This window comes from Hymenobacter bucti (assembly GCF_042681145.1).
GTDB lineage: Bacteria > Bacteroidota > Bacteroidia > Cytophagales > Hymenobacteraceae > Hymenobacter > Hymenobacter bucti.
Genome location: NZ_JBHUFD010000002.1, coordinates 231,733 through 254,910, shown reverse-complemented (window position 1 = coordinate 254,910; position 23,178 = coordinate 231,733). Strand labels below are relative to the sequence as shown.

The following is a 23,178-nucleotide window of genomic DNA, read 5'->3' as shown; positions in this document are numbered from 1 at the left end:
CGCAGGCAAGCCCATTCTTATGCCCAGGCATACTCGCGCACAAAGCGCGCGGCCCGGTGCAGGTCGGGGGCCAGCACCCGGTCGTGCGCCGCGAAGGTAACGTGTTCGCGGAAGGCCGCCACCGCCCGCGCCAAAGCGGCGGCAGGCGCGGGCCCTAGGTCGGGTGCGGCGGGCGCGCGCAGGTCGAGCGCCTGCGCGGCGGCCAGCAACTCCAAGCCCAGCAGCTGCTCGGTTAGCTCAACGGTGCGGCGGGCGCCCAGGGCGGCGGCCGCGCCGCTCAAAATCAGGGGCGAGCTGCCGGCGTTCAGCAAGTGTACCAAGCTGGCCGCGGCCCTAGGTAGGGCCAAGAAGCCCAGCTGCTGCGCTGGCTCGGCCGCCAAGTGACCCGGCTGCGCCACCAGCCCCGCCAGGCGCTGCGCCGATTGGGTGCCCGCCTGTGCCGCCGTGTGCGCCAGGTGGTTGAGGGCGTTATCCAGGTCCGAAGCAGAGGTGCTCGGAGATGTTAGCAGCTCCGCAGAGGTAGGCGCTGGCTCGCCGGGCGCGTTGCACGCCGCCTCCAATACCGGCCGCACGTCGGCTAGGCTCACGGCTAAGTCGGCGGTGGGAGCCACCCCAATGACCGCCGCCGCCCGCAGTAGGTGCTCGGCGCGCTCCAGCGCCTCAGTGGCGTAGGCCAGGGTGAAGTCGCTGCCGCTGAGTAGGCCTAGGGCCAGTGCGGGTGACACCAGCGGCGGCGCCCAGCCAAAAAGCTCCAGCACATCGGCGGTGGCCAAGCGGTAGCCCTGGTAGTTGACCTCGCCCAGGCCCAGCAGCGGCAAGGCCAGGTGCGCCAGCGGCACCTGGTCGTGGCCGGCGCCCAATGAGCCCTGCTCGTAAACGAGCGGCCACACCTCGCGGCTGTAGAAATCGAGCAGGCGCCGCACTACGGGGCCTGCGGTGGCGTCGGTGCGGCCGAGGCGGTAGGCCGCCAGCAGCAGTAGCCGCCGCACCAGCGCCGCGGGCAGCTCAGGACCGGTGCCCACCGCCAGGGCTGTCAGCAAACTGGCGGCCTCCTGCGATGCGCCTAGGTCTTTGGTAGCAGGCGCTTCTTCGGCCGCCGAAGCCCTCGGTGTCGGCTGAGCGCCTAGGTACTGCTCGGCCGTGGGCGAGAGGCGCACGGCCTCCTTGCTGCGCAGCAAAGACGCTAATTCGGCAAGCGTAAGTGGCTCGTGGGGAGAGAGGTGGGGCATAAAAACCAGAAGGAGTTGAGAGGTATGCCGGTCACAAATTGGCTTGTAAAGATTCGAGTAGGGTGCGGGGCTTGCCCCCGCCCGGCGTTGTTGAGAATTACGTAATTCTCAGCAACGCCGGGCGGGGGCAAGCCCCGCACCCTACTACTTCGTGACGAGTATAACTAGTTAGTTTTTAATCTTTAACGCTGCCCGTTGGCTACACCGTCAGCGCCCCCACTATTTCGCCCAGCGGCAGGGTCCGCTCCTCGCCGGTTTTCAGGATTTTAATCTTGGCCACGCCCGCCGCCAGCTCCTCCGGACCTAGGATGACGACCAGCGGAATACCTTTGGCATCGGCGTACTTAAACTGCTTTTGCAGCTTGCTGGCATCGGGGTAAAGCTCGGCCGGAATGCCCGCCGCGCGCAGCTCGGCTAGCAGCGGCAGAGCGGCCCGGCCGCTGGCCAGGTCGAAATGCGTGAGCAGCACCCGGGTGGGCGTTTCGCCGGTTTCGGTGAAGAGGTCGAGGCTTTCGAGGCAGTCGTAGAGGCGGTCGACGCCAAACGAGAAGCCCACGCCCGACACGCCGGGCAGGCCAAACGAGCCGGTGAGGTTGTCGTAGCGCCCGCCGCCGCTCACGCTGCCCATCTGCACGTTGTTGATTTTAACCTCGAAGATGCAGCCCGTGTAGTAGCTCAGCCCGCGGGCCAGGGTGGGGTCAAATTCCAGCCTATCGAACTGCGCAAAGCCCGAGGCCTGCAAAATGTCGCGCACCTCGGCCAGCTCGTTCAGGCCTTTGTAGAAGGCCGTTTCGTCGTCCTCGCTGTCGGGGGCGGGGCGCAGGCCGTCGGGCTCCACGCCGGCCGTGGCGAAGCCGGCCAGCAGGCGCGAGAGCTTTTCGGGGTAGCTGCCGGCCACGCCCAGCAGCTCAAACAGCGTGTCGATGGTGGGCGCCGCGAAGCCCTTCTCCAGCAGCTCTTTGCTCACGCCATCGCGCCCGATTTTGTCGAGCTTGTCGATGGCCACGAACAGGTCGGTTTCGGTGCCCTCGCCACCTAGGGCTTGGTAAATGTTGCGCAGCACCCCACGGTGGTTGATTTTAATGGTAAAGTCATCGAGCCCCAACCCGTTGAGCACCTGCGCCATCATCAGTACTATTTCGGCTTCGCAGAGCAGCGAGTCGGTGCCCACCACGTCGGCGTCACACTGGTAAAACTCGCGGTAGCGGCCGCGCTGCGGCTTGTCAGCGCGCCATACCGGCTGCATCTGATAGCGGCGAAAAGGAAAGATTAATTTACCCCTATTCATGGCCACGTAGCGGGCAAAGGGCACGGTGAGGTCGTAGCGCAGGCCCTTCTCGGCAATCTTGGGCAGCACAGCCCTAGGGCCAGCGTCCAGGTCTTCGGCCGTCACGAGCGGCGTGATTTCGCCGCGGCGCTCTTTTACCAGGAAGTTGCCCGAGTTCAGGACTTTAAACAAGAGCTGGTCGCCCTCGTCGCCGTATTTGCCGGTGAGCACCGAGAGGTTTTCGAGGGTCGGCGTTTCGAGCGGCGCGTAGCCAAAGGTCTCGAACGTCCGCCGGATAACATTAAAAATATACTGGCGGCGCGCCACTTGGGCCGGGCCAAAATCGCGGGTGCCTTGCGGGATGCTGGGTTTTTCCATTACGGCGCAAAGGTAGGTTTTGGGGCCCACTACCCGCTGCGGGGCTAGCGGGCAGGTGCGCCCGGCAGCGGCGCGGCGGCGGGCTGGCCCACCCTGGCCCCGCTGGTAACCGCGTTCATTTCGGCCCCTTTGGGCACGTCCTGCTTGTAAATGCTCGTTGTGGTTTGCACTTTGCGGCGGCCTTCGGGCAGCCGGGCGGGGTCTACGCCGTAGGGGGTGCCGTCGGGCTTTTTGCCGCAGGCCGTGAGCAAAATTGCTAGCAGGCCCGTGGCAAGGAGGGTGGGGGTGAGGGGTGGGCGGCGCATGAACAACTGATGAATAGCTGCCTTATACGGGTGGCCGGCCATTAGGATAAGCACGGGGGCGGCGGCGGGGCGCCCGGCCACGGGCGCACGGGCTGCGTATGCGGGGCACTGTCTCGTTTTTTTCTGCTCTATGCGCTCTTTTTACTCGGCTCTGCTGCTGGCCCTGGCGCTGGCGGGCCCGGCGGCCGCCCAGTCTGGTAAGCTGCTCAACGACACCATCAAGGTCGATAAAACCAAGTATAACCTCTTTCGCCCCACGCCGCGCCAGTACATGCGCCCCCTGGTACCCGACCGCCCCGGCATCACCGAAAGCCCGTATTCGGTAGATGCGGGCCACTTTCAATACGAAACCGACGTGCTGCGCCTGCTCACGCGGCGCGAGGGGCCCGCGCACGGCCACGATTGGTACGTGAACCACTTTTTAGCTAAAATCGGCCTCACCGACCGCACCGATTTTCAGGTGGCGCTGGACACGTACACGTATTCGCACAACTTCGACGACAGCCAGGTGGGCCAGGACCCGTTCAACCAAAACCAGCTGCACCGGGGCGTGGGCGACATCACGCTGCGCCTCAAGCACACCCTGGTGGGCGACGACGACAGCCGCGGCGCCCTCGGGCTGGTGGGCTACGTGCAGCTGCCCACCGGCGGCGCCGTGGGCGATGGCGGCTACGAGCCCGGCCTCACCCTCACCGGCGTGTTTCAGGTCACCAAAACCTGGAGCGTGGGCGGCCAGGTAGCCAGCAACTTCTTCTACGACCCCGAGGCCAGCCAGCATTTCTACCAACTCACGCCCACCTTCACCACCGACTACCAGTTCAGCAAGTTCGTGCAGGCCTTCGTGGAGCTGGTGGGCTACTGGGACACGCGCCAAGCCACCTGGCGCAGCTCCGTGAACCTAGGGCCGCAAATTGATATCAGCGACAACGTGCAGCTGGATTTTGGCACCCACCTGCCCCTCACGCACTCCGTCGATAGGGAGTATTTCCTAGGTATCAGCTTTCGGCGGTAGCGCGGACTTTCAGTCCGCAAGTGGCAACGTGTATTACTTGCAAACCAACAACTTGGATACGCAAAGTGCCGCGTAGCGGTGCCAGAACAGTTGAATGTTTTCTGGCACCGCCACGCGGCACTTTATTATCACTCGCGGACTGAAAGTCCGCGCTACTTACCCTTTTGTAAACACGAAGGTGCCGCCGCTCTGCTTGAGCGTGAACGTGGGCTTGGCTGGGTCGAACTCAACCTGAATGCCGGCCTGGTCGAACTTGAACACGCCCTGGCTCACGGGCTCGAGCGGAAAGGCGGGCTGGCCGGTGGCCTGCGCCTTCAGCGTATTGCCCTCCTTAGCAAACGTGATTTGGAGCGGAATCTGCGCGCTGGCGTAGGTGCCAGCGTAGCGGTCGAGGTCAGCGGCGGCGGGCACGAAGCCGGTGGCGCGGTATTTCTCATCGACCAGGATGCGCTGGTCGCGGTTGGCCACGGCCCAGGCGGTGTGGAAGATGAGCTGGTCGCGCCGGGCCATGGCCGGGAAATCAATCAGGGCCACGTCGTCGGTGGGCTGGTGGTAGTCGGGGTGCAGGCCGCTGGTGTAGAAAATGACCGGTACGCCGCGCTTGGCAAAGTTGTAGTGGTCGGAGCGCACGTAGAGGTGCTGCGGGTCGTCGGGGGCATTGTACTTATAGTCGAGCGCCACGGGGTTGTACTGCTGGTTGGTGGCCTCGCTCAGCGTGTGCAGTTCCGTCGAGAGGCGGTCGTCGCCTACTAGGTAGAGGTAGTCGCCCCGGCCCTGGTGCAGGCTGTCCACGCGGCCCACCATATCGATGTTGAGGTCGGTGACCGTATTGGCAAGCGGAAAAACCGGGTGGTCGGTATAATACTTCGAGCCTAGCAGGCCGATTTCCTCACCCACGTTGGCCAGAAACAGGATGCTGCGGCGCGGCCCGTGGCCGTCTTTCTTGGCTTGGGCAAAGGCCCGTGCCATGGCCAGCACGCTTACCGTGCCCGAGCCATCGTCGTCGGCCCCGTTGAACACTACGCCGTTTTGCACGCCCACGTGGTCGTAGTGCGCCGACACCACCACTACCTCCTCCTTTTTATCGCTGCCTTCGAGATAGCCCAGCACGTTTTCGGTAGTGAACAACTCTTTTTTTGCCACTGCCTGCATGGCTACCGGCCGGAAGGGCGACGCAATGGGTCGGCCGGCTTTGGCCACCGCCTGCCGGTACGTGGCCAGGCCGGCGGGGGTAGTGCCGAGCAGTGCGGCGCCCATTTCGGGCGAGACGATAAACACGTTGGGGCCCGAACTAGCCGGCGCGGGCTCATCGGGAAAAGCGATGTGCTCGTGGTGGTCAAGCAAGTGCTGGTACTCCTGGGGCACCCGAGCAAACGCCGCCGCGCTCGGCGCAATGCGAATGGTGCTGCGGGGCTTCGTGGCGAAAATGGCTGGCGAGCGCGCCTCCATTTCCGTGAAGCCGGGGCCGCCGTAGGGGCTGGCCTGACCGGCTTTACCCAGCAGCGGCTGGCCCGCCTTGGTCAACGGCTCGCCGAGTAGCATCACCAAGTCTTTGCCTTTTAGACTGGGGGTAGCGGCCGTGAAGTCGGCGTAGCTGGCGGTGCTGATGCCGTAGCCCACGAAAGCGGGCTGCATCGGGGCGGCTAGCGCGGCGGCATCGCGCAGTAGCAGGTAGTAATCCTTATTGACTACAAATGTCTGCTCCCCAATCTTTATCGACGCGGCCGGGTCGGCGCGGTTCAGGTCAAAGTGCTGGAGGTAAGGACTGTCGGAGCCCGGTACCGGGCCGGCTAACCCGTAGCTCGCAAAGGCTTTGACAAGGTAGTCGGCGGCCATTTTCTGGCCTTTCTGGCCGGTGGCGCGGCCCTCGTACTCGTCCGAGGCCAGCACCGACAAGTCGGCCCTGAGCCCGTCGGGCGTGATGCTGGCCGCGTAGGGCACCGACCAGTCGGTGGCCGCGGTGGTGGTCGCGGTGCCAGTAGCCGCATTGGTTTGGCCGCGCTTGATTTTGGTTTTTACTTTGGCGCCGGCCGGGGCGCCGGGCACGGTCGGCTGGGCTACCGCGGCGCCCGCCAGCAGCAGGGCAGTAGCCAGGAGAAGGGGTTTGGACATACAGCGGGAAAAATAGGGGAAAGCAAAGTAAAGCGGGAACCACGGCGAGGGCGCTACCCAGGCTTGCCGAAACTGCATGTCCTTGTGTGCGTAGGCGCGTGGGTGCCGGAAAAGGGCCAGTATTGACAATAAAAAACGTCATGCTCCCCAGGCGAACGCCCGGGGAGCATGACGAAAAAAGAAGAGTGCAGGCTACCCTAGGGGCAGTTACTTCACGGCTACCTCGCCGGCGGCGGCCGGGGCGGCGGGCAGCTGGTCGCAGCTCATTACCACCAAGATGCGCTCGCCAGCTTCGGCGCGGGCAGCCAGCTTGCCATACACGTACTGCGCGCGGTAGTCCTCGATGGCGCTGCCTAGGGTGTGCGCGAAGGAGCCAGCGGGGTAGAGGCCCACGGCAGCCTGGGGGCAGAAATAAGCGCTGTGGGCTTCCCACCACTGGCCGCCATCGGGGCAGTATTTATGGAAGGCGGCGGACAGCTCGGCCACGTTGCGGATGACGTGCTCGGTGCCGGGCACGAAGTAGGCGCTTTGCTCGATGAGCTGTTTCATGGCCTTCACGGTCAGGGCTTTTGAGGCGCCTGTGCGCTGCTTGAAGCCATGTGAGGCGCGCAGCAGGTAGTAGAGCTTGAGCTGCTCAGCATCGACCTTGGTACGCAGGTAGTTGTACTCGGCGGTGGGGTCGTCGAGGCGTTCGGTGGGCACCTGCTGCTGCTGGGCCAGCAGGCGGGCGTAGCCGGCGGCGCCTTTTTGCTCGATGGTGGCGGCCGCGGTGCCGGCGGTGCCTAGGTCGGGTTTTTCGACCACCACCAGCGTGGGTTGGTACGTTTCAAACACCCGGCGCAGCTGGGCGTACTGCTCGTGCTGCGCATCGGGCGAGTTCACCACGCCGAAGTACAGCAGGCGGGCGGCGGCGGGCTGGGCGGGGGCGGTGGGGGCGGCGTAAACGCCCGTGAGCTCCTGCTCGTCGGGCACGGCTACCAGGGTTTGGGCCGTGGCGCGGAGGGTTGGGAGGAAGAGGGCGGCAGCAAGCAAAATCGAAGAAGCGTTCATGACTCAGAAAGAAAAAATGAGGGAGAAAAGGGAGAAATCAACTGTGGCTAACCCGGTGCAAAGCAAGGCGCCAGACATTGAGGGATTGTTAACCTAGTGTGTTGATAAATAACATCTTGTGAGCGTAAAATTGCGGTCACATTCGGTTCAAATAGGTCATACCAAACCCGCTGCCGCGACTCGCTCGCGCCATGAACCGGATAATTCACCCGAGCCGCCTTGGCGGGCCCGGTATGCCCTACTTGAGAGAGGAAGGTTGGCTAGCCCCCGAACCCGCCGCCGCCGTTGGGGGCCGCGTCGATGCGGCCGGCCTTGGCCTTGGTGGCGCCGATGTACCAGGTGAAGCCCAGCCAGCCCACGCGGGTCTCGTACTTGCTGTAGAGGCTGGTTTGAAGCTCGGGGGTGGCCAGCTCGGTGCGGCGTACTTGGGTGTTGAGCAGGTCGGAGACGCGGAGCGTGAGGGCGGCGCGGTCGCCAAACATGCGCTGGCGCAGGGCCAGGTCGAGGCCGCCGGTGGGCAGCTGCCGGCCCTGGGCCGTGAGCACCGTGGAGCGGATGTTGCCGGTGAGCTGCACGTCGAGGCCCTTGCGGGGCGTGAAGTTGTTGGCCAGGCGGGCGGTGCCGGCGAGGGCGGCGCGGTTGGCGGTATTCAGGGCGTTGGCGGCAATTTCGGAGCGGTAGAGCGAGCCGCTGGCCGACACGCGCCACCACTTAGCCAGGGGCTGGGCCCAGGTCATTTCGAGGCCTAGGTTGGTGGTGTTGCCCAGGTTCTGGAAGGTCTCCTGGGTTACCACGCCCACGTTGCTGATGCGGGTGGCCAGGGTGTCGATGGTGCGGATGCGCTGGATGGCGCTCTGCGTGAAGCGCGCAAAGACGGTGGTCGTGATGTTGGCGCCATTGGCCAGGTTGAGCTGGTGGCCCAGCTCCAGGTTGTGGCTGAACTCGGGGAGCAGGTTGGGGTTGCCCTGGCGGTAGTTGCGCGGGTCTTGGTAGAGCTGGATGGGCAGCTGCTGCATGAAGTCGGGCCGATTCAGGCGGCGGGCGTAGCTGAACTGGAGGCGGTTTTGGCCCGGCTCCTTGCCCAGTTCGCGGGCCACCGTGGCGCTCGGAAACAGGCTCACGTAGTTGCGGTTGACGTTGGCCCGGCCGTCGCCTACGCCGCCGTTCAGGAAGGTAGCCTCGCTGCGCAAGCCGCCCTGGGCGCTCCAGCCGTGGGCTAAGGTGCGCTGGTAGGTGGCGTAGGCCGCGGGCATCAGCTGCGTAAAGCTGTAGTCGAACGAGCGGTTGTTGTCGCGCACAAACTCGTCCTCGGGGTTAGCGGTGGGTGTGAAGAGGGCCGTGCTGCCGGTGTTGCGCAGGGCTTGCATCCGCACGCCGGTTTCGAGCTTGCTTTTGTTGTCGGCGCTGGGCAGCGTGTAGTCGAGCTGCCCGAAATAAATCTGAGCTTTCACCTCCTGCTGCTGCTTGAAGCCGGCCGGCGCGGTGCCGCCCGTCAGCAGCTGGCTCACCGGAATGGTGGCGTCGATGTCCACCATGCCGGCGTTGCCGGTCAGCTCGCGGCCCTTGTGGGCTTCCCAGGTGTGGCGGTAGTCGGCCGAGGTTTCCAGCACGCGCACTTTCACATTGCTGATTTCCTGGCCCACCTGCGTGGTGATGGTGGGCGAGCCCACCGTCTGCTGGGTCAGGGTGTTGTTCGTGACTTCGGTTTGGTGCTCCCAGTGGGGCTGCACGCTCAGGCTCAGGGTCTGCTCCTTGGTCAGGTCGTAGTTCAGGCCCAGGTTTAGGCTGTGGTTGCGGTTGTGCTGGTTGCCGAGGCCTTCCTGGGTGGTGTAGAGGCCGCCGCCATCTGGCAGCAGCGCCGTTTGGGCGTTGCGGTTGGTGCTGCGGTACTGCTGGTCCTGGCCATCATAGCCCAGGTTCCAAGTCGCTTTGCCGTGGTGGCGGCTCAGGCTGAGGCTCGGCGAGTACTTGTCGCGGTTGCCCACTACCAGCGCTGCTTGGCCGTTCCAGCCCTCTTTCTTGTTCTTCTTCGTGATGATGTTGATGACGCCCGCGCCGCTAGCGTCATACTTGGCCGAGGGGTTCGTCATGACCTCCACCTGCGCAATCTGGGAGGCCGGAATCTGGTCGAGGCGCGGGCCGGGGCCGCCGTTGCTAGTGCCGGCGGGCTTGCCGTCGATGAGGATGGTCAGGTTCGAGGAGCCGCGCAGGCTCACCGTGCCGCTGGCATCCACGGCCACGGCGGGCACGTTTTCGAGTACGTTCACGGCGGTGCCGCCCACGCTGCTCAGGTCTTTTTCTACGTTGATTATCGTTTTGCCCAACTCTTGCTGCACCACGGCCTTTTCGGCGGTCACCTTCACTTCGGCCAGCTGCTGGGTAGCGGCGCGCAGCTTCAGGGTACCCAGGACTACTGTCGTTTGGCCGGGGGCCACCCGCACGGCCTGCACCAGCCCCTGGTATCCGAGGGCCTGAATGCGCAGCCGGTAGGTGCCAGCAGGCACTTTGCTCAGCTCAAAAGCCCCGGTCAGCGAAGTTTGGCTGCTGGTTACCAGGCTAGTATCGGCCACCTCGGCGCGGCGCAGCAGCACTGTGGCAAAGGCGAGGGGTTCGGCCTGGGCGCCGCCCGCCACGGCGGTGCCGCTGAGGATGGCGGCGCTGGCGGGCGGCGCGGTTTGGCTAACGCCTTCCTTCGGTTGGGCCTGCGCGGCCTGGGGCAGGGCGAGCCAGGTGCTGAAACTAGCGGCGAGAACGAGCGAGTTGATTTTCAGCGAGTAATCCATGATAAGCGACGTGAAAAAGGCGTTCGGAATGGGCATGGCGATTCCATTCCCAACCGGCCGCGGTTCCGGGGGGTGAAAGCGTCAGTGCCTGAAAAGGCAGGCGAGAAAAGAGTGGGAGCCGGCCCGCCAGGGGCGGGTTGGCTAGCGGGGGCCGGCAGCGACGAAGGCTTTCGGCAGGGGGCTGCCGCCCGATTGGCGGCTGCTAGGGTGGCCGGCTAAGCACAACCGGGTGGCGCCAGGTTGTAGGTCTTAGAGGAGTACTAGGCTTTTGATAGAACAAACTTACGACAGGTACTTTGTTTCACATAGTACTGTTTCAAAGTATTTATCAAAACCTGCTTTGGTGGGCTGGAAACACATTTTTTAACCTGAAATATTTTTTGGGTTCGTTCTCTCGGCGGGAACTTTCAGCCTTTTTCAACCACGAGTACCTAGGCCAGGGCCAAACGTTACGAACTAGCAAAAGAAAAATTTGCCTTTCTACCCGGGGTTGCTGGCTAGATGCGGCTCGTTGGAAAAAGGTTGCCTAGAAATATACAGTAAAATAGAAACCCCACTGCCTACCCCCTTCGCACGAGCAAAGGGGTAGGCAGTGGGGTTTCCACCTAGCCAAGTAGTCCGGTTACTGCGCTACTCCTCGTAGCTAATCAAATTCTCCACCATTCCTTTGAAAATGATGCCGTGAAACGGCAACACCGAGTACCAGTACAGCCGGCCCAGCAGGCCCTGCGGGCGGTAGGCGGCCAGCTGCTCCAGGGTGTGCGTGCCATCGGCGTTGTCCACGATGCGAAACTGGAGCCACGCCTCGCCGGGCAGCTTCATTTCGGCATATAAGAGGAGGCGCTTGGCGGTGCGGTCGGCCACCAGCACCCGCCAGAAGTCGAGCGGGTCGCCGGCGCGCAGGCGGCTGGGCGAGCGGCGGCCGCGGCGCAGGCCCACACCCCCCACCAGCTTGTCCATGAGCCCACGGATGCGCCAGAGCCAGTCGGTTTTGTACCAGCCGCGGTCGCCGCCGATGCGCCAGATATTGTCGAGCACTTCGGCCACGGGGCGGGTGAAGCGGCGCTTTTGCTTATCGAAAAACATGCCGTGCCGTGGTATCTGAATGGCGTCCATGTAGTTCTGGCGCAGGGTGCCGCTGCTCATGGCGTCGCTCCAGCTGCTCACCACCTCGTTTTGCTCGATGCGCTGGAAGGCCAGCGCCAGCGCAGCCCGGTAGCTCATGCACTGGTGCGGAATGACGCGCTCGATGCTACGCGCCGGGTCGGCCACGGTGTCGTTCTTGAGGCTTTCGACCAGGCTTTGCGCCAGCGAAAACGAGGTGCTCGTGACCAGGTACAACCACCACGACGACAGCCGGGGCGTGAGCACCGGCACCGTGACAATCCAGCGCCGGTAGCCGCGCTCGGCGGCCAGGCCCATCAGCATCTGCTTGTAGGTCAGCACATCCGGCCCGCCCAGGTCGAAGCTCTCGCCGAAGCACGCCGGGTTGTCGAGCACCGCTTGGAGGTAAAACACCACGTCGCGGATACCTAGGGGCTGGCAGCGCGAGTTGAGCCAGCGCGGCGTCACCATCACGGGCAGCTTTTCCACGATGTCGCGGATAATCTCGAACGACGCCGAGCCCGACCCGATGATAATGCTGGCCCGCAGCACCGTGAGCTGCGCTTTTTGCGCCTTGTCCAGCACGTGCTCCACGGCGCTGCGCGAGCGCAGGTGCACGCTTAGGCCCGCATCGTTGGCGATGCCCGAGAGGTAGATGACCTGCCGCGCCGCCGTGCGGTCGAGGTACTGCGTGAAGTTGTGCGCCGACTGCTGCTCCAGCTCATAAAAGTTCTTGCCGCCCCCGCTCATCGAGTGCACGAGGTAATAGGCCACGTCGATATCCAGCGGCAGGTCGGTGAGCGTGTCGGGCTTCAGCAAGTCGCCCTGGGCCACGCTTACCCGCGGGCGCAGAGCCTCGGTCAGCGTGTCGGGTAGGGCAAAGCGGCGGGCGTCGCGCACGAGGCACACCACCTCGTGGCCGGCCTCGGCCAACGCGGGCAGCAGGCGCTGGCCAATGTAGCCGGTGGCCCCGGTAAGCAGGATTTTCATAGGGTGGGAGGGGAAATACGTAGCGGGTGGCGCCCGCGCGGGCCTAGGATGGTAGTGCTAGTAAGAACGTAGGAATGACGTAGTTGTTCGGCTTTTCTGCGCGCCTGATGAGCTGGTTAGCCTTCGCGCTTGCGCTTCCAAATAAAGCGGCGTGGACTTGACCTAGGTGGTGGCAATAGAGCAGCAAAAAGGCTCCGTGCAGTAGTGCACGGAGCCTTTTTGAATTTGACCTGTCTCAGAAAATCTATAAAAACGCGTTCTGTCATGCTGAGCTTGTCGAAGCATCTCTACCGCACCGTTGAAGGAAGCGGTAGAGATGCTTCGACAAGCTCAGCATGACCAACGTGTTTTGAGCAAGTCCTTGCGAAAACAGTACACTAAGTGAGCTACTGCACCACCTGCGCGGGCAGCGTGCTCTTGCCGGGGTTAAACGGTAGGCCCAGCAGCTGGGCCGCGATGGGAGCCACGTCCAGCAACGCCATTTGGGGCACTACTTTGCCGGCCGCAAAACCGGGGCCGTAGCCCACGAAGCCGGTCTGAATCTGCTGGTTGTCGGGGAAGAAGCCGTGAGTGCCGCCTTTGCCGGGGCGCACCACGGCGCCGTCGCGGGCACCGCTCATCGACACGCCTAGGGCGGGCGCCAGGGCCAGCGCGGCGTGCGGGTCGGCCCCAATCTGGTCGAGTTCGGCGCGCTCCACTACCCGGAACAGCTTGCGCTGCTCGGCGGGCGCGGTGGCCAGCAGCTGGCGCACCTGGGCCACGGTTTTCTTGTCCTTGGGGTCCTTTAGCATAAGGAACGCCGCCGCGCCCGAGGTGTGAAACTGCGCTTTCCAGTTGCCTTTTTCGGCTGGGTAGAGGCCATTTTGGGCCAGCCACACGTTGGGCGCCAGGGTGGTGTTGATGTCCACGAAGCCGTGGTCGCCGGTCACGATGACGGCGGTTTCCTTGTCGATGCCGGCCTTGGCCAGGGCTTCTACCAGGTTGCCCACGACCCAGTCGGCGGTGGCCAGGGCGCGGCGCACGTGCTCGCCGTCGCGGCCGTCCTGGTGCTCGGCGTGGTCTACGCCGAATACGTGCAGGGTCAGCAGCGTGGGCTTGTAGGTTTGGAGGAGGTAGGCGGCGATGCGGCTGCCGTTTTCGTCGCCGCTCACGTAGTCGCTGCTCATGTCGCGGGCGGTGAGCGGGCCGGTAGCCTTCTGCTCGATTTCCTCAAACAAGCCCTTGGGCGTGGTTTGCTCGCGCACCGGCATCAGGCGGTCCTTGTTGGTCAAAGACCACACTTCGGGCACGTTGTAGTCGATAGGCGCGCCCGCCGTCACGGGCCACGACACGGAGGCCGTTTTGCCGCCGGCCTGGCGCACGGCGTCCCAGAGGGTAGGGGTTTTAATCAGGCTTTCCTCCCAGTACCAGCGCCCGGTGGCGCCGTCGGGCTCGAAGGGCGAGTTGTAGTAAATGCCGTGCTGGGCCGGCGCCACGCCCGTAATAATGGTGGTGTGCGAGGGGTAGGTCACGCTCGGAAACACGCCGCGCACGCCATCGGCCGAGGTGCCCTGCGCGGCCATGCGCTGCAAGTTGGGCGTCGGCCACTTGGCCTCGCGGTAGAAGTCAGCCCGAAACCCGTCGATGCTGATGAGTACCACGTGCTTGGCCGGCTGGGCCAGGGTGGGGGTACCTAGAGTAAGGGCTAGGGCTAGGGTGGAGAGCAAGGATTTCATGTTGAAGAGAGTAGAAAGGAGTTGGTTGGCTGTAAGCGAGCGTGGCGCCTCACCCCCCGGCCCACTCTCCGAAAAGGAGGGGGGGAGCTTGACGACTTCTAGCGTTCGCTAATGTTGGCTTGCGGTCGGCTCCCCTCTCCTTTTCGGAGAGGGGTCGGGGGTGAGGCGCCCATGCTAGAGCAGCCGCTCAACAGTTAGAAAGAATACCGGGCGCCCAGCTGAATCTGGTAAGGCGTGCCGTTCTGGTTGGTGGTGCCCACGTTCTCGTTCACGCGGTAGGTGTAGCGGCGGGTGGCTTGGTTGAAGCCGGTGGCCGTGAGCAGGCTTTGCTGGCCCAGGTTGTAGTTCACGCCCCAGCCTTTGTTGAGCAGGTTGGCGAGGTTGAAGACGTCGGCGCTAAGCGTGAAACCCTGGTTTTTGTAGGTTTTGAAGGTCTTTTGTAGGCGCACGTCGAAGGTGCCCGAGAAGGGGTTCACGCCGCCGTTGCGTTCGGCGATACCGCCCAGGCTGCGGCGGATGTAGTCCACGGCGCGGTTGTCGGGGTTGTCGAGCACCTTCTGCATGGAGGCAGCCACGGCGGGAGCCGTATTTGGGTTGCTGGGGTCAAACACGAAGGCCAGGTCGTTGTCGGTACCCGGCCCACCCACGAAGTCGCCGTTGATGTCCGAGTCCACAGTGAGCGAGTAGCGCGTGCCCCCGAGGCCCGTGAAGCGCCCGCTCAGCACGAAGCCCTTGTAGCTCGGCGAGGCGCCGAAAAACACTACCTTGTGCCGAAACTGGTTGTCGGAATAATTGAGCTCGCTCAAATCGCGCGGGTCCGACTTGATGGGGCGGAACGTGGACGTATTAGCCACATTGCCGTTGTAGGAGGTGTTGTCGCGGGTCGAGTTCCAGGTGTAGCTGGCGTTGAAAAAGCCGTCCTTGGCGTAGCGTAGCTCAGCATCGGCCACCATCGTCAGCTGCTGCACTTTGGCGCCGTTGGTAAACTCCAGGGTGCGGCCCACGGCCTGCGTTTTGCGGCCCAGCACGTTGTTGGTGATGCCGCCCGTCGTGATGGTATTGGCCGGCACGAACACGCCGCGGCCGCCCTCGTTGTCAAGCGTGAAGTAGGGCTGGTCCACTAAATTGCGGTCCAGGTACACGTAGTTGTTTTTGGTGTACGAGTATAGGAAATTGGCCCCCACCCGCAGCCAGTCGCTCACCACGCGGTTCAAACTCAGGTTGGCCTTGTAGATGCTGGGCACCTGCAAGTTTTTGTCGTTCAAGTTGATGGTGGACACGTAAGGCACGCCGGGCAGCAGGCCGGGCGCGGTGCTGGGGTCGGCGCGGTAGGCCGGGAAGTTGGGCCTAGGCACCGGGTTGGCGCCCGTCGAGGGCCGCGTCACGTCCACGGAGCCCACCAGCGTACCGCTGTTCTGGATGTTGTTGACCTGCGCGTAGTTCACGGGGTTGGCCGAGAACACGCCGCCGCCCAGCCGGATGATGCTTTTGCGCTCACCCTTCACGTCCCAGGTCAGCTGCACGCGGGGCTGAATGTTGTTCCAGTCGGTGGGGTTGTTGTCGGTGCGCAGCCCTAGGGTTTCCTGCACCACGGGGTTGTAGGCGCCCGCCGTGAGGTAGCTGGTCAGGTCCCAGCGCAGGCCCACAATGGCCTCCACGTTGGGCAGCGGGTTGTACTGCATCTGCCCAAAGAGTGAGGCGTTGAGCACGTACTGTTGCACCGACGGAATACCTTGCAGCGGCGCCTCCCGGGCGTAGCGCGAGGGATTGAGGTCATTAAATTCCTTGAGGCTGTTGAACACGAAGCGCCCGTTCTGCTCGCTCGAAATGTAGGTGTCGAGGTAGGTCAGCGTGTTGTCGGTGCCGAAGGTGAAGTTGTAGCGGCCCTTAGTCCAGTAGCTGGTGTTCACGAGCTGCACCTGGTTTTCGAGGTTGCGCTCGGGCGTGAAGCGCTGGCCACCCAGCTGCACCGACGTGCTGCCCTGCTTGCCGTTGGGCAGCAGCGAGCGCACCGTCACGATGGCCCGCGGGATGTTGGCCGCCGGCAGCTCGTCGCTGGCATCGTACTCGCGCTTCACGGTCTGGTACTGCACCTTCAGCTCGTTCACGAAGGTGGGGCTGAGCTGCGAGCGCAGCGAAAGCAACGTGCTGTTCTCGCGCGACTTAAAGTTGCCGTACACCTCGTAAAGGTTGATGGCCGAGTTGTCGTCGGTGCTGTTGGGGTTGTTCCAGTCGCTGTAGTTGTTGCGCAGCGTCAGGCGGTGGCGGTCGTTAATCTGCCAGTCGAGGCGGGCAAAAAAGGTGTTGGCCAGCGTCTTGCGGCCGAACTCGCCGGTTTGGGCGCCGCTACCTAGGCCGTACTTGGTACGCCCGATAGTGACTACCGAGTCGAGCACCGCCCGGCTGATGCCCAGCGCGTTGGCATCGGCATCTGACTTAATGTCGGCAATGAAGAATGGCGCCGACTGGTCCTGCCGGTCGAGGGCGGTGAAGAAGTGCAGCTTGTCCTTGATAATCGGCCCGCCCAGGCTAAAACCGTACTGATTGGTCGTGAAATTCTGGGTGCGCTTGTTGCCCCGAATATCGTAGGGGCTGGCCAGAAAATCGGCCCGGTAGTAGTCAAAAATCGACCCCGTAAAGGTGTTGGTGCCCGACTTGGTCACAGCGCTGATGGTGCCGCCGCCCTGCCGGCCTTGGGTCACGTCGTACACGTTGGTGGCCACCTCAAACTCGCGGATGGCTTCCAGCGACAGCGAAAACGGCCCGTTGCCCACCGCCCCGGAGGTCAGGTTGTTACGGGCGCTCACCCCGTCGATGAGGTAGTTAGTCGAAGAAGCCAGCTGCCCGCTCAGGCTGCCGCCGTTGGAGGTCGGGGCCAGCGCCGCCAGGTTGGTAAAGCTGCGGTTGAGCACCGGAATCTGCCGGATGGTCTGGTCCGTGATGGCTGTGCTGCTGCCTAGCCGGTCGATGCGGCTGTTGAGGGCGTTGCCGCGCACCACCACTTCTTCGAGGCCCACGCTGGCGGGCCCCAGGGTGAAGTCCACCGCCAGCTGGTCGCCTAGGTTCAGCGAGAGCTCGTTTTTGACCTGTGTGCCCGAGCCCACGAAGCTGGCCCGCACGGTGTAGGGCTTGCCCAGCGGCAGCTGCCGCAGCCGGTAGCGCCCATCCACGCCGGTCACGGTCGAGGTCTGGAAACCGGTGGCTTCGTTGCGTACCACCACGACCACGCCCGGCAGCGTCTCGCCCTTGTCATCGACCACGCGCCCCGCAATGGAGGCGTCGGTAGACTGGCCGAAACCGGAATAAATACTCGTTATCCAGAAGAGGACTAAAAGAAGAAAACGTTGGCCCATATTCATGAGGTTTGAATGAGGGCGCAAAGGTTGGTGGGGCGTATTACGGCATTGTCACGGCTAAAACGGTAGGGCGTTACCTTTAAGAAATAATGAATTGACCTTTTCGGGGATGATTGTATTTTTCAGGAAAACTAGTTAACGCCCGGTTATCCTTAGGTTATCAAAGAAAAAGGAGCGCAACCCCGCTAGGCTGCGCTCCCTCTTTGTCAAATCCGTTCAGAAAAACGACCTAGGCGGCCGGCTTTTCGCCCTGGCTCACCATCTGCGAAAAGCTCTTGGCGGCCTGCGTGAACTCGGATGGGATAAGCACCACGGTAGTCGTGTTATTGTCGATACCGATTTCGGACAGCATCTGCATGCGGCGCAGCTCCAGGGCGATGGGGCTTTTCTCCATCTCCAGCGCGCCCTGCGTGAGCTTGAGGCTGGCCTCCAGCTCGGCCTCGGCCTTGATGATGCGGGCGCGCTTCTCGCGGATGGCCTCGGCCTCGCGGGCCATCGCCCGCTGCATCGACTCGGGTATCTCCACGTCCTTGATTTCGACCAACTCAATTTTGACGCCCCAGGCCTCGGTGGCGGTGTCCACTATTTGCAGCAGCGCGTTGTTTATCTGGGCGCGCTCGCGCAGCACCTCATCGAGCTGATTTTGGCCGATGATATTGCGCAAGGCCGTGACCGAGAGCTGGTACACCGCCTTGTTGTAGTCGGCCACCTTGATTACGGCATCGGCCGGGTTCAGCACCTTAAACCACAGCACGGCATTGACCTTGATGGTCACGCTGTCCTTGGTGATGGTTTCCTGCTGCTCCAGCTCCACCGTTTTGGTGCGCATGTCTATGGTTTGCTGGCGCTCCATGAGCGGAATGAGCCAGTAGATGCCCGGCCCGCGCGTGCCGGTGTAGCGCCCCAGCCGAAACACGATGGCCCGCTGGTATTCCTGCGCAATGCGCAAGCTGCTAACCAGCAGCAGAAAAACAATAAAAAGCAGCACGAGAAGCGCCATGACCTAGGGAGTTAAAAAGTATGTGAAGTATATCGCCCGGCGGGGTCAATCATTACACCTACCGGTTACCAGCTCAGGCGCAGCAGCGACACGCCCTGGCGCGGCAGCGACACATGCAACACCGCCCGGCCCTGTTGCGTGCTAATCCAGGCCGGCGAAGTGAGCAGCGCCAGCTGCCCGGCCTGCGCCAGCGTGGCGCGCTGAGCCGCCGAAGGCGACTGCGGCGAGCCCAGGCCCTGCCACGTCGTGTAGGAATTGCTGTGCTCCTGGTCGATGCGGTAGTGCTGGAGCAGGGCTTGGCTGGCGGGCAAACCTTGCAGCGCAACTTCTAGGTCGGCCGCCGGGGCGGGCAGGTCGTCGTTGTGGTAGTTCCAGAGCAGCACGGCGGCCGAGTGGCCATCGGCTGCCACCGAGGCCAGGGCGCCGATGTCGGGGCGCTGGTTTTGGGCTTGGTTGAGGATGTCGGCCACGCTCAGGGCCTGCGGGTTGGTCACGGCCACGCGCTGGCCGCCCATCATGCCCAGCATCCGAAACACGTTCAGCACCGGCTTGTCCACGCCGTTGGTGGCCAGGTCGCGGAAGCCGGCAAACCAGGGCTGGTTTTCAAACTCAAACGACCAGCTCACGGCGCCCAGCAGGTTCACTTGGTTTTGGTCGGCCAAGGTGTAAAGGCGGGCGTAGGCGGCGGCGGTGTAGCTCGAAAACATGGTGCCGTTGCGGTAGGCGTTGTCGGGGTTGGTTTGCACGCCGCAGGCGGCGCAGCCCTCGGGGTCGTTTTCGCCCAGGATGATGGGCAGTTGGCGCAGCTCCGGGAACGAGGCCACGATGGCGAGGCCCGTCTGGATGTCCTTCATTTGGGTGGCCATGTTCATGCGCACGTGGCCATCCACCAGCTTGGGCGCGCCCTTGGCGTGGAAGGTCACGAAGTCGAGCCGCGTGCCCTTTTTGCCAGTGGCGTAGTTGGTGCCGCGCACGCAGTGCTCCAGGAAGCCTTTCAAAACCTCGGCGGCCTTGTCCCAGCCGGGGCCGGTGGTTTCGGGGCCACCTAGGCTGGCGGCGGGCAGGGCGCGGTGCACGGCGGCCTCCGAGTAGTCAAACAGCTTCTGATACTCCTCGGGCGTGCCTTTCCAGTAGCCGATGTTGGGCTCGTTCCAGAGCTCCCAGCGCCAGGTTTTCACCTCGGCCTCGCCGTAGCGGGCCACGCTGTGCTTCACCCACTGGTACACCAGCTCGCCCCACTTCGCGTAGTCTTTGGGCGGGTAGGCCCAGCCGGTATAGATGTCGTTGTAGTTGTCGCCGGGCTTCCAGTGGTGGCGGTAGGGCGTGGGGTGCGAGGACAGCGCTTCGGGCATAAAACCCAGCTGCGCAATGGGCTTCATGCCGCGCTGGATGTAGCTGTCGAAAATCTGGTCCACGATTTTCCAGTCGTACACCGGCCGGCCCTTCTTGTCCTCGGTGTAGGCGTTGGTCGAGCCCCACTTAAAGGCGGCGGTGCCGTCGCCGGTGGTTAGCATGTTGTGGACGCGCACGTACACCGGGGCCGGACTCAGGGCGGCCAGCTCGGTGAGGAGCTGCTGGCCGTCCTTCATGGTGGTGTAGTTGGGCTCGTCGTAGCCGAAGTAGGCCCACAGCGGCTGCATGGCGCCCTGGGGCTTGGCAAAATCGACGGTGATGGGCACCGGTGCCGCGGCCGTGGGCTGCGCCTGACTAGGCGTACCTAGGGCGATGGCCCCACTTAAAAATCCTGCCCAGCGGCGGATGGAGGCGGGAAAAAACCGAAAACGCATGAGTACGGGGGCAAGAGAAGCGATGGGGTAGGAGGCCGTAAGGTAGGGCTGAGCGCGGGTTGGCAGTTGATGGACAGTGTTGCGCGGGCTTCGTAACCCAGGGCGGATTGCTGCGCCCTGTCCGGAATTAGTAAGCCGTGGTAACGGCGCGGGCCGACTAGCGCGCTGTACTCCGCAGCCTAGGTTTGTAGTCCGTGCCGGGGCGTGCGGAGCCGCGGGCTGCCCAGGCCGCGCAAGAGCTGCCTGCGCCCTGCCCCCGCTGGCAGCACTAGCTTTAACCCGGCATTCCTACCCGCTCTCATGCTCTTTTCTTCTTTGCCGCGCCAACTGACGCCGGCCCTGCTCGCGCTCGCGCTGGCGCTGGGTGGCTGCGCCACAGGCGGGAGCCGCCGGCCCCTAGGTGCGCCACCGGCGCTCGCTACCTTCACCAATCCGCTGCTGCCCTCGGGGCCTGACCCGTGGGTGTACCAGAAAGACGGCACCTACTACTTCCTGATAACGACGGGCGGCGACGTGCGCATTCGCAAAACGGCGAAGATGTCGGAGCTGGCGGCGGCGCCCGTCACCGTGGTTTGGAAACCCGCGCCCAACGCCCCCAACGCCCGCGATATTTGGGCGCCCGAGCTGCACTTTTTGGATGGCAAGTGGTACATCTATTTCACGGCTGGGCCCGGCAACTGCTGCGGCGGCCAGCGCCTGTGGGTGCTCGAAAACGCCAGTCCCGACCCCACCCAGGGCACCTGGACCGAGAAGGGCCGCCTCTACACCCAGGCCGACGACTATTGGGCCATCGACGGCACCGTGTTTGAGCAGGGCGGCAAGCGGTATTTGCTGTGGTCGGGCCAGCGCGCAGGCGATAATACGCAGCGCATTTTCATTGCCGAAATGCGCAACCCCTGGACCCTGACCGGGGCGCGCGTGGAGCTGAGTGAGCCGCAATACGCCTGGGAAAAATACGGCGCGGTGCCCGTCAACGAAGGCCCCGAAATCATTCAGCACGGCGGCGATACTTTTCTGCTGTACTCGGCCAGCCACTGCGGCACCGATTACTACGGCCTAGGGCAGCTGCGCCTGCGCGGCACCGCCGACCCACTGGTGGCCAGCAACTGGACCAAGTCGGCCACGCCCGTATTTGTGCAGGGCGCCGGCGCCTACGGGCCGGGCCACAACGGCTTTTTTAAGTCGAAAGACGGCCGCGAGGACTGGCTGATTTATCACGCCAACAACCAGCCCAACCAGGGCTGCGGCGACCTGCGCAACCCGCGCATGCAAAAGTTTACCTGGAACGCTGATGGCTCGCCGCACTTTGGCGCGCCCGCTGCCGTGGGTGCGGCTCTGCCGCGGCCGTCGGGCGAGTAAGCAGCGGTAGTGCGAAGCTTGGCTTCGCGTATTGCCAGGCCGGCACCCAGCCCTTCACCAAAACGCGAAGCCGAGCTTTGCGCTATATTCTTTCTTCTATGCGTTTTTATTCCTGCTATCGCTCGCTCGCCGCGCTGGCGCTCCTAGGTGCCGCGCCGCTGCTCGCCGCCGGCCAAGCCCCCGCCAAAGCCAAAAAGCCCCAGCCCCAGTCTGGTGCCTCAGTGGCTCGTAAGCTCGTGCCCACGCCTATTGCTAACCCCGTGCTGGCCGGCGACTACCCCGACCCCTCGGTGACCAAGGTGGGCAACACGTACTGGGCCAGCGCCACTTCCTCGAACTGGGGGCCGACGTTTCCGCTGCTGAAATCGACTGATTTGCAACACTGGAGCTTGGTGGGGCACGTCTTCCCCGGCGAGCGGCCGGCCTGGGCCGACTACTACTTCTGGGCGCCCGAAATCAGCCAGGGCACCAACGGCAAAACCTACGTCTTCTACACCGCCCACCAGCGCGGCGGCAACCTGGCCGTGGGCGTGGCCAGCGCCGACCGCCCCGAGGGCCCCTACCAAGACCACGGCCCCCTGGTGGGCCAGCCCGACGGCTCCATCGACGGCTTTCCGATGCTCGATGAAAAAGGCCAGCCCTACCTCATCTGGAAGGAAGATGGCAACAGCGTGCAAAAGCCTACCCCCATCTGGGCGCAGCGCCTGAGCGCCGACCGCACCAAGCTGGTAGGCGAGAAAAAAGAGCTGTTTCGCAACACCGCGCCCTGGGAAGGCAACCTCGTGGAAGGCCCCAGCCTGGTGCGCCACGGCGGTTATTTCTATATGTTTTACGCTGCCAATGGCTGCTGCGGCGGCAGCTGCACCTACGGCACCGGCGTGGCCCGGGCCAAGAGCCTGCTCGGCCCCTGGGAGAAGTACGACCGCAACCCCATCCTGACCAAAGGCGACGCCTGGACTTGCCCCGGCCACGGCACGGCCCTCGAGCGCAACGGCCGCTGGTACCTGCTGCACCACGCCTACCAAGTCGGTAGTTTTCAGTACGTAGGCCGCCAGGGCGTACTCAGCGAATTTACCTGGACCGCCGCGGGCTGGCCCCAGTTCATCACCAGCTACGACACGCCCGCGGCCACCGCCCCGTCGGTGCCCAACGTGGTGGCCGATGAGTTTACCGGCGCCCGCCTAGGGGTCAGCTGGCAGTGGCCGGTCGAGGACAAGCCCCAGTTTGCGCTGCGCGATGGGCAACTGCACCTCACGGCCCGGCCCGATAAGGGCGGCACGGCCCTGGGTCGCACTACGCTGGATGCCAACTACACGGCCACTACTATTCTGCTGAACCCCGGCGCCTTGCCCGCCGGCACCACCGCCGGCCTAGGTGCCCTCGGCGACCCCAACAACGCGCTGACCATCGTGGCCAGCGCTGGCCAGTTGCGCGTGCAGGAGCTGCGCGACGGCAAAACCCGCACCCTGGCCGAGGCCGCGCTGCCCGCCGCCAGCCCCGCCCTGCACCTGCGCGTGCAGGCCCAGGGCGGCAGCCACTACCGCTTCGCTTCCAGCCCCGATGGCCGCACCTGGACCGAGCTGCTGCTCGCCGGCGCCACCGCCGACGGCAGCTTCCTGCCGCCCTGGGACCGCGGCGTGCGCATCGGCGTAGTGGCCCTGGGGCCCGCCAGTGCCACGGCGGTGTTCGAGCGCTTTGAGCTGGTTAATAAGTAATTCAGCAATAGTAGCT

At 64.0% G+C, this 23,178-nt stretch carries 14 protein-coding genes; 3 read left to right on the top strand and 11 right to left on the bottom strand.

Translation table 11 applies throughout. From position 1 onward, the window contains the following. Positions 1 to 17: 17 nt before the first annotated feature. From ACFSDX_RS07030 to ACFSDX_RS07020, 3 genes are all read right to left on the bottom strand, one after another. Positions 18 to 1,229 (bottom strand): aromatic amino acid lyase, encoded by a 1,212-nt coding sequence (locus tag ACFSDX_RS07030; RefSeq protein ID WP_382312557.1) that lies wholly within the window; start codon positions 1,227 to 1,229, stop codon positions 18 to 20. Positions 1,230 to 1,428: 199 nt separating this feature from the next. Next, positions 1,429 to 2,874 (bottom strand): histidine--tRNA ligase, encoded by a 1,446-nt coding sequence (gene hisS, locus ACFSDX_RS07025; RefSeq protein ID WP_382312556.1) that lies wholly within the window; start codon positions 2,872 to 2,874, stop codon positions 1,429 to 1,431. A gap of 44 nt (positions 2,875 to 2,918) precedes the next feature. Next, entirely contained in the window at positions 2,919 to 3,179 is a 261-nt protein-coding gene (locus ACFSDX_RS07020) for a hypothetical protein (RefSeq protein WP_382312554.1), read from the bottom strand. A 130-nt stretch (positions 3,180 to 3,309) separates the two neighbouring features. On the opposite strand from ACFSDX_RS07020, the gene ACFSDX_RS07015 reads away from it, so the two are divergent. Next, the gene (locus ACFSDX_RS07015) at positions 3,310 to 4,191 is read left to right on the top strand and encodes a transporter (protein WP_382312553.1); all 882 of its coding nucleotides are present in this window, start codon (positions 3,310 to 3,312) and stop codon (positions 4,189 to 4,191) included. A gap of 156 nt (positions 4,192 to 4,347) precedes the next feature. On the opposite strand, the gene ACFSDX_RS07010 is transcribed toward ACFSDX_RS07015, so the two are convergent. The 8 genes from ACFSDX_RS07010 to ACFSDX_RS06975 form a co-directional block, all read right to left on the bottom strand. Continuing rightward, positions 4,348 to 6,303 (bottom strand): M28 family peptidase, encoded by a 1,956-nt coding sequence (locus tag ACFSDX_RS07010; RefSeq protein ID WP_382312551.1) that lies wholly within the window; start codon positions 6,301 to 6,303, stop codon positions 4,348 to 4,350. 207 nt (positions 6,304 to 6,510) lie between these two features. Further along, positions 6,511 to 7,353, bottom strand: a complete 843-nt coding sequence (locus tag ACFSDX_RS07005) for a hypothetical protein (RefSeq protein ID WP_382312550.1) — start codon at positions 7,351 to 7,353, stop codon at positions 6,511 to 6,513. A 260-nt stretch (positions 7,354 to 7,613) separates the two neighbouring features. After that, on the bottom strand, positions 7,614 to 10,172 hold the full coding sequence (locus tag ACFSDX_RS07000) for a TonB-dependent receptor (protein ID WP_382312549.1): 2,559 nt from the start codon (positions 10,170 to 10,172) through the stop codon (positions 7,614 to 7,616). Between the two features lie 594 nt (positions 10,173 to 10,766). Beyond that, positions 10,767 to 12,230: an SDR family oxidoreductase gene (locus ACFSDX_RS06995; protein WP_382312548.1), complete on the bottom strand. Its 1,464-nt coding sequence runs from the start codon at positions 12,228 to 12,230 to the stop codon at positions 10,767 to 10,769. 386 nt (positions 12,231 to 12,616) lie between these two features. After that, positions 12,617 to 13,945, bottom strand: coding sequence for an alkaline phosphatase family protein (locus ACFSDX_RS06990; RefSeq protein ID WP_382312547.1), 1,329 nt, complete (start codon positions 13,943 to 13,945; stop codon positions 12,617 to 12,619). 194 nt (positions 13,946 to 14,139) lie between these two features. Further along, positions 14,140 to 17,298, bottom strand: coding sequence for a TonB-dependent receptor (locus ACFSDX_RS06985; RefSeq protein ID WP_382312546.1), 3,159 nt, complete (start codon positions 17,296 to 17,298; stop codon positions 14,140 to 14,142). Positions 17,299 to 17,530: 232 nt separating this feature from the next. Then, complete coding sequence (locus ACFSDX_RS06980) at positions 17,531 to 18,301, bottom strand: slipin family protein (RefSeq protein ID WP_382312545.1); 771 nt, start codon at positions 18,299 to 18,301, stop codon at positions 17,531 to 17,533. 65 nt (positions 18,302 to 18,366) lie between these two features. Then, positions 18,367 to 20,088: a GH39 family glycosyl hydrolase gene (locus ACFSDX_RS06975; RefSeq protein ID WP_382312544.1), complete on the bottom strand. Its 1,722-nt coding sequence runs from the start codon at positions 20,086 to 20,088 to the stop codon at positions 18,367 to 18,369. Positions 20,089 to 20,388: 300 nt separating this feature from the next. Between ACFSDX_RS06975 and ACFSDX_RS06970 the strand changes: the two genes are divergently transcribed. Both ACFSDX_RS06970 and ACFSDX_RS06965 read left to right on the top strand, forming a co-directional pair. Beyond that, a complete protein-coding gene (locus tag ACFSDX_RS06970; protein WP_382312543.1) occupies positions 20,389 to 21,447 on the top strand; it encodes a glycoside hydrolase family 43 protein in 1,059 nt (352 codons plus the stop codon). A gap of 98 nt (positions 21,448 to 21,545) precedes the next feature. Beyond that, complete coding sequence (locus ACFSDX_RS06965) at positions 21,546 to 23,162, top strand: family 43 glycosylhydrolase (RefSeq protein WP_382312542.1); 1,617 nt, start codon at positions 21,546 to 21,548, stop codon at positions 23,160 to 23,162. The last annotated feature ends 16 nt before the right edge of the window (positions 23,163 to 23,178 follow it).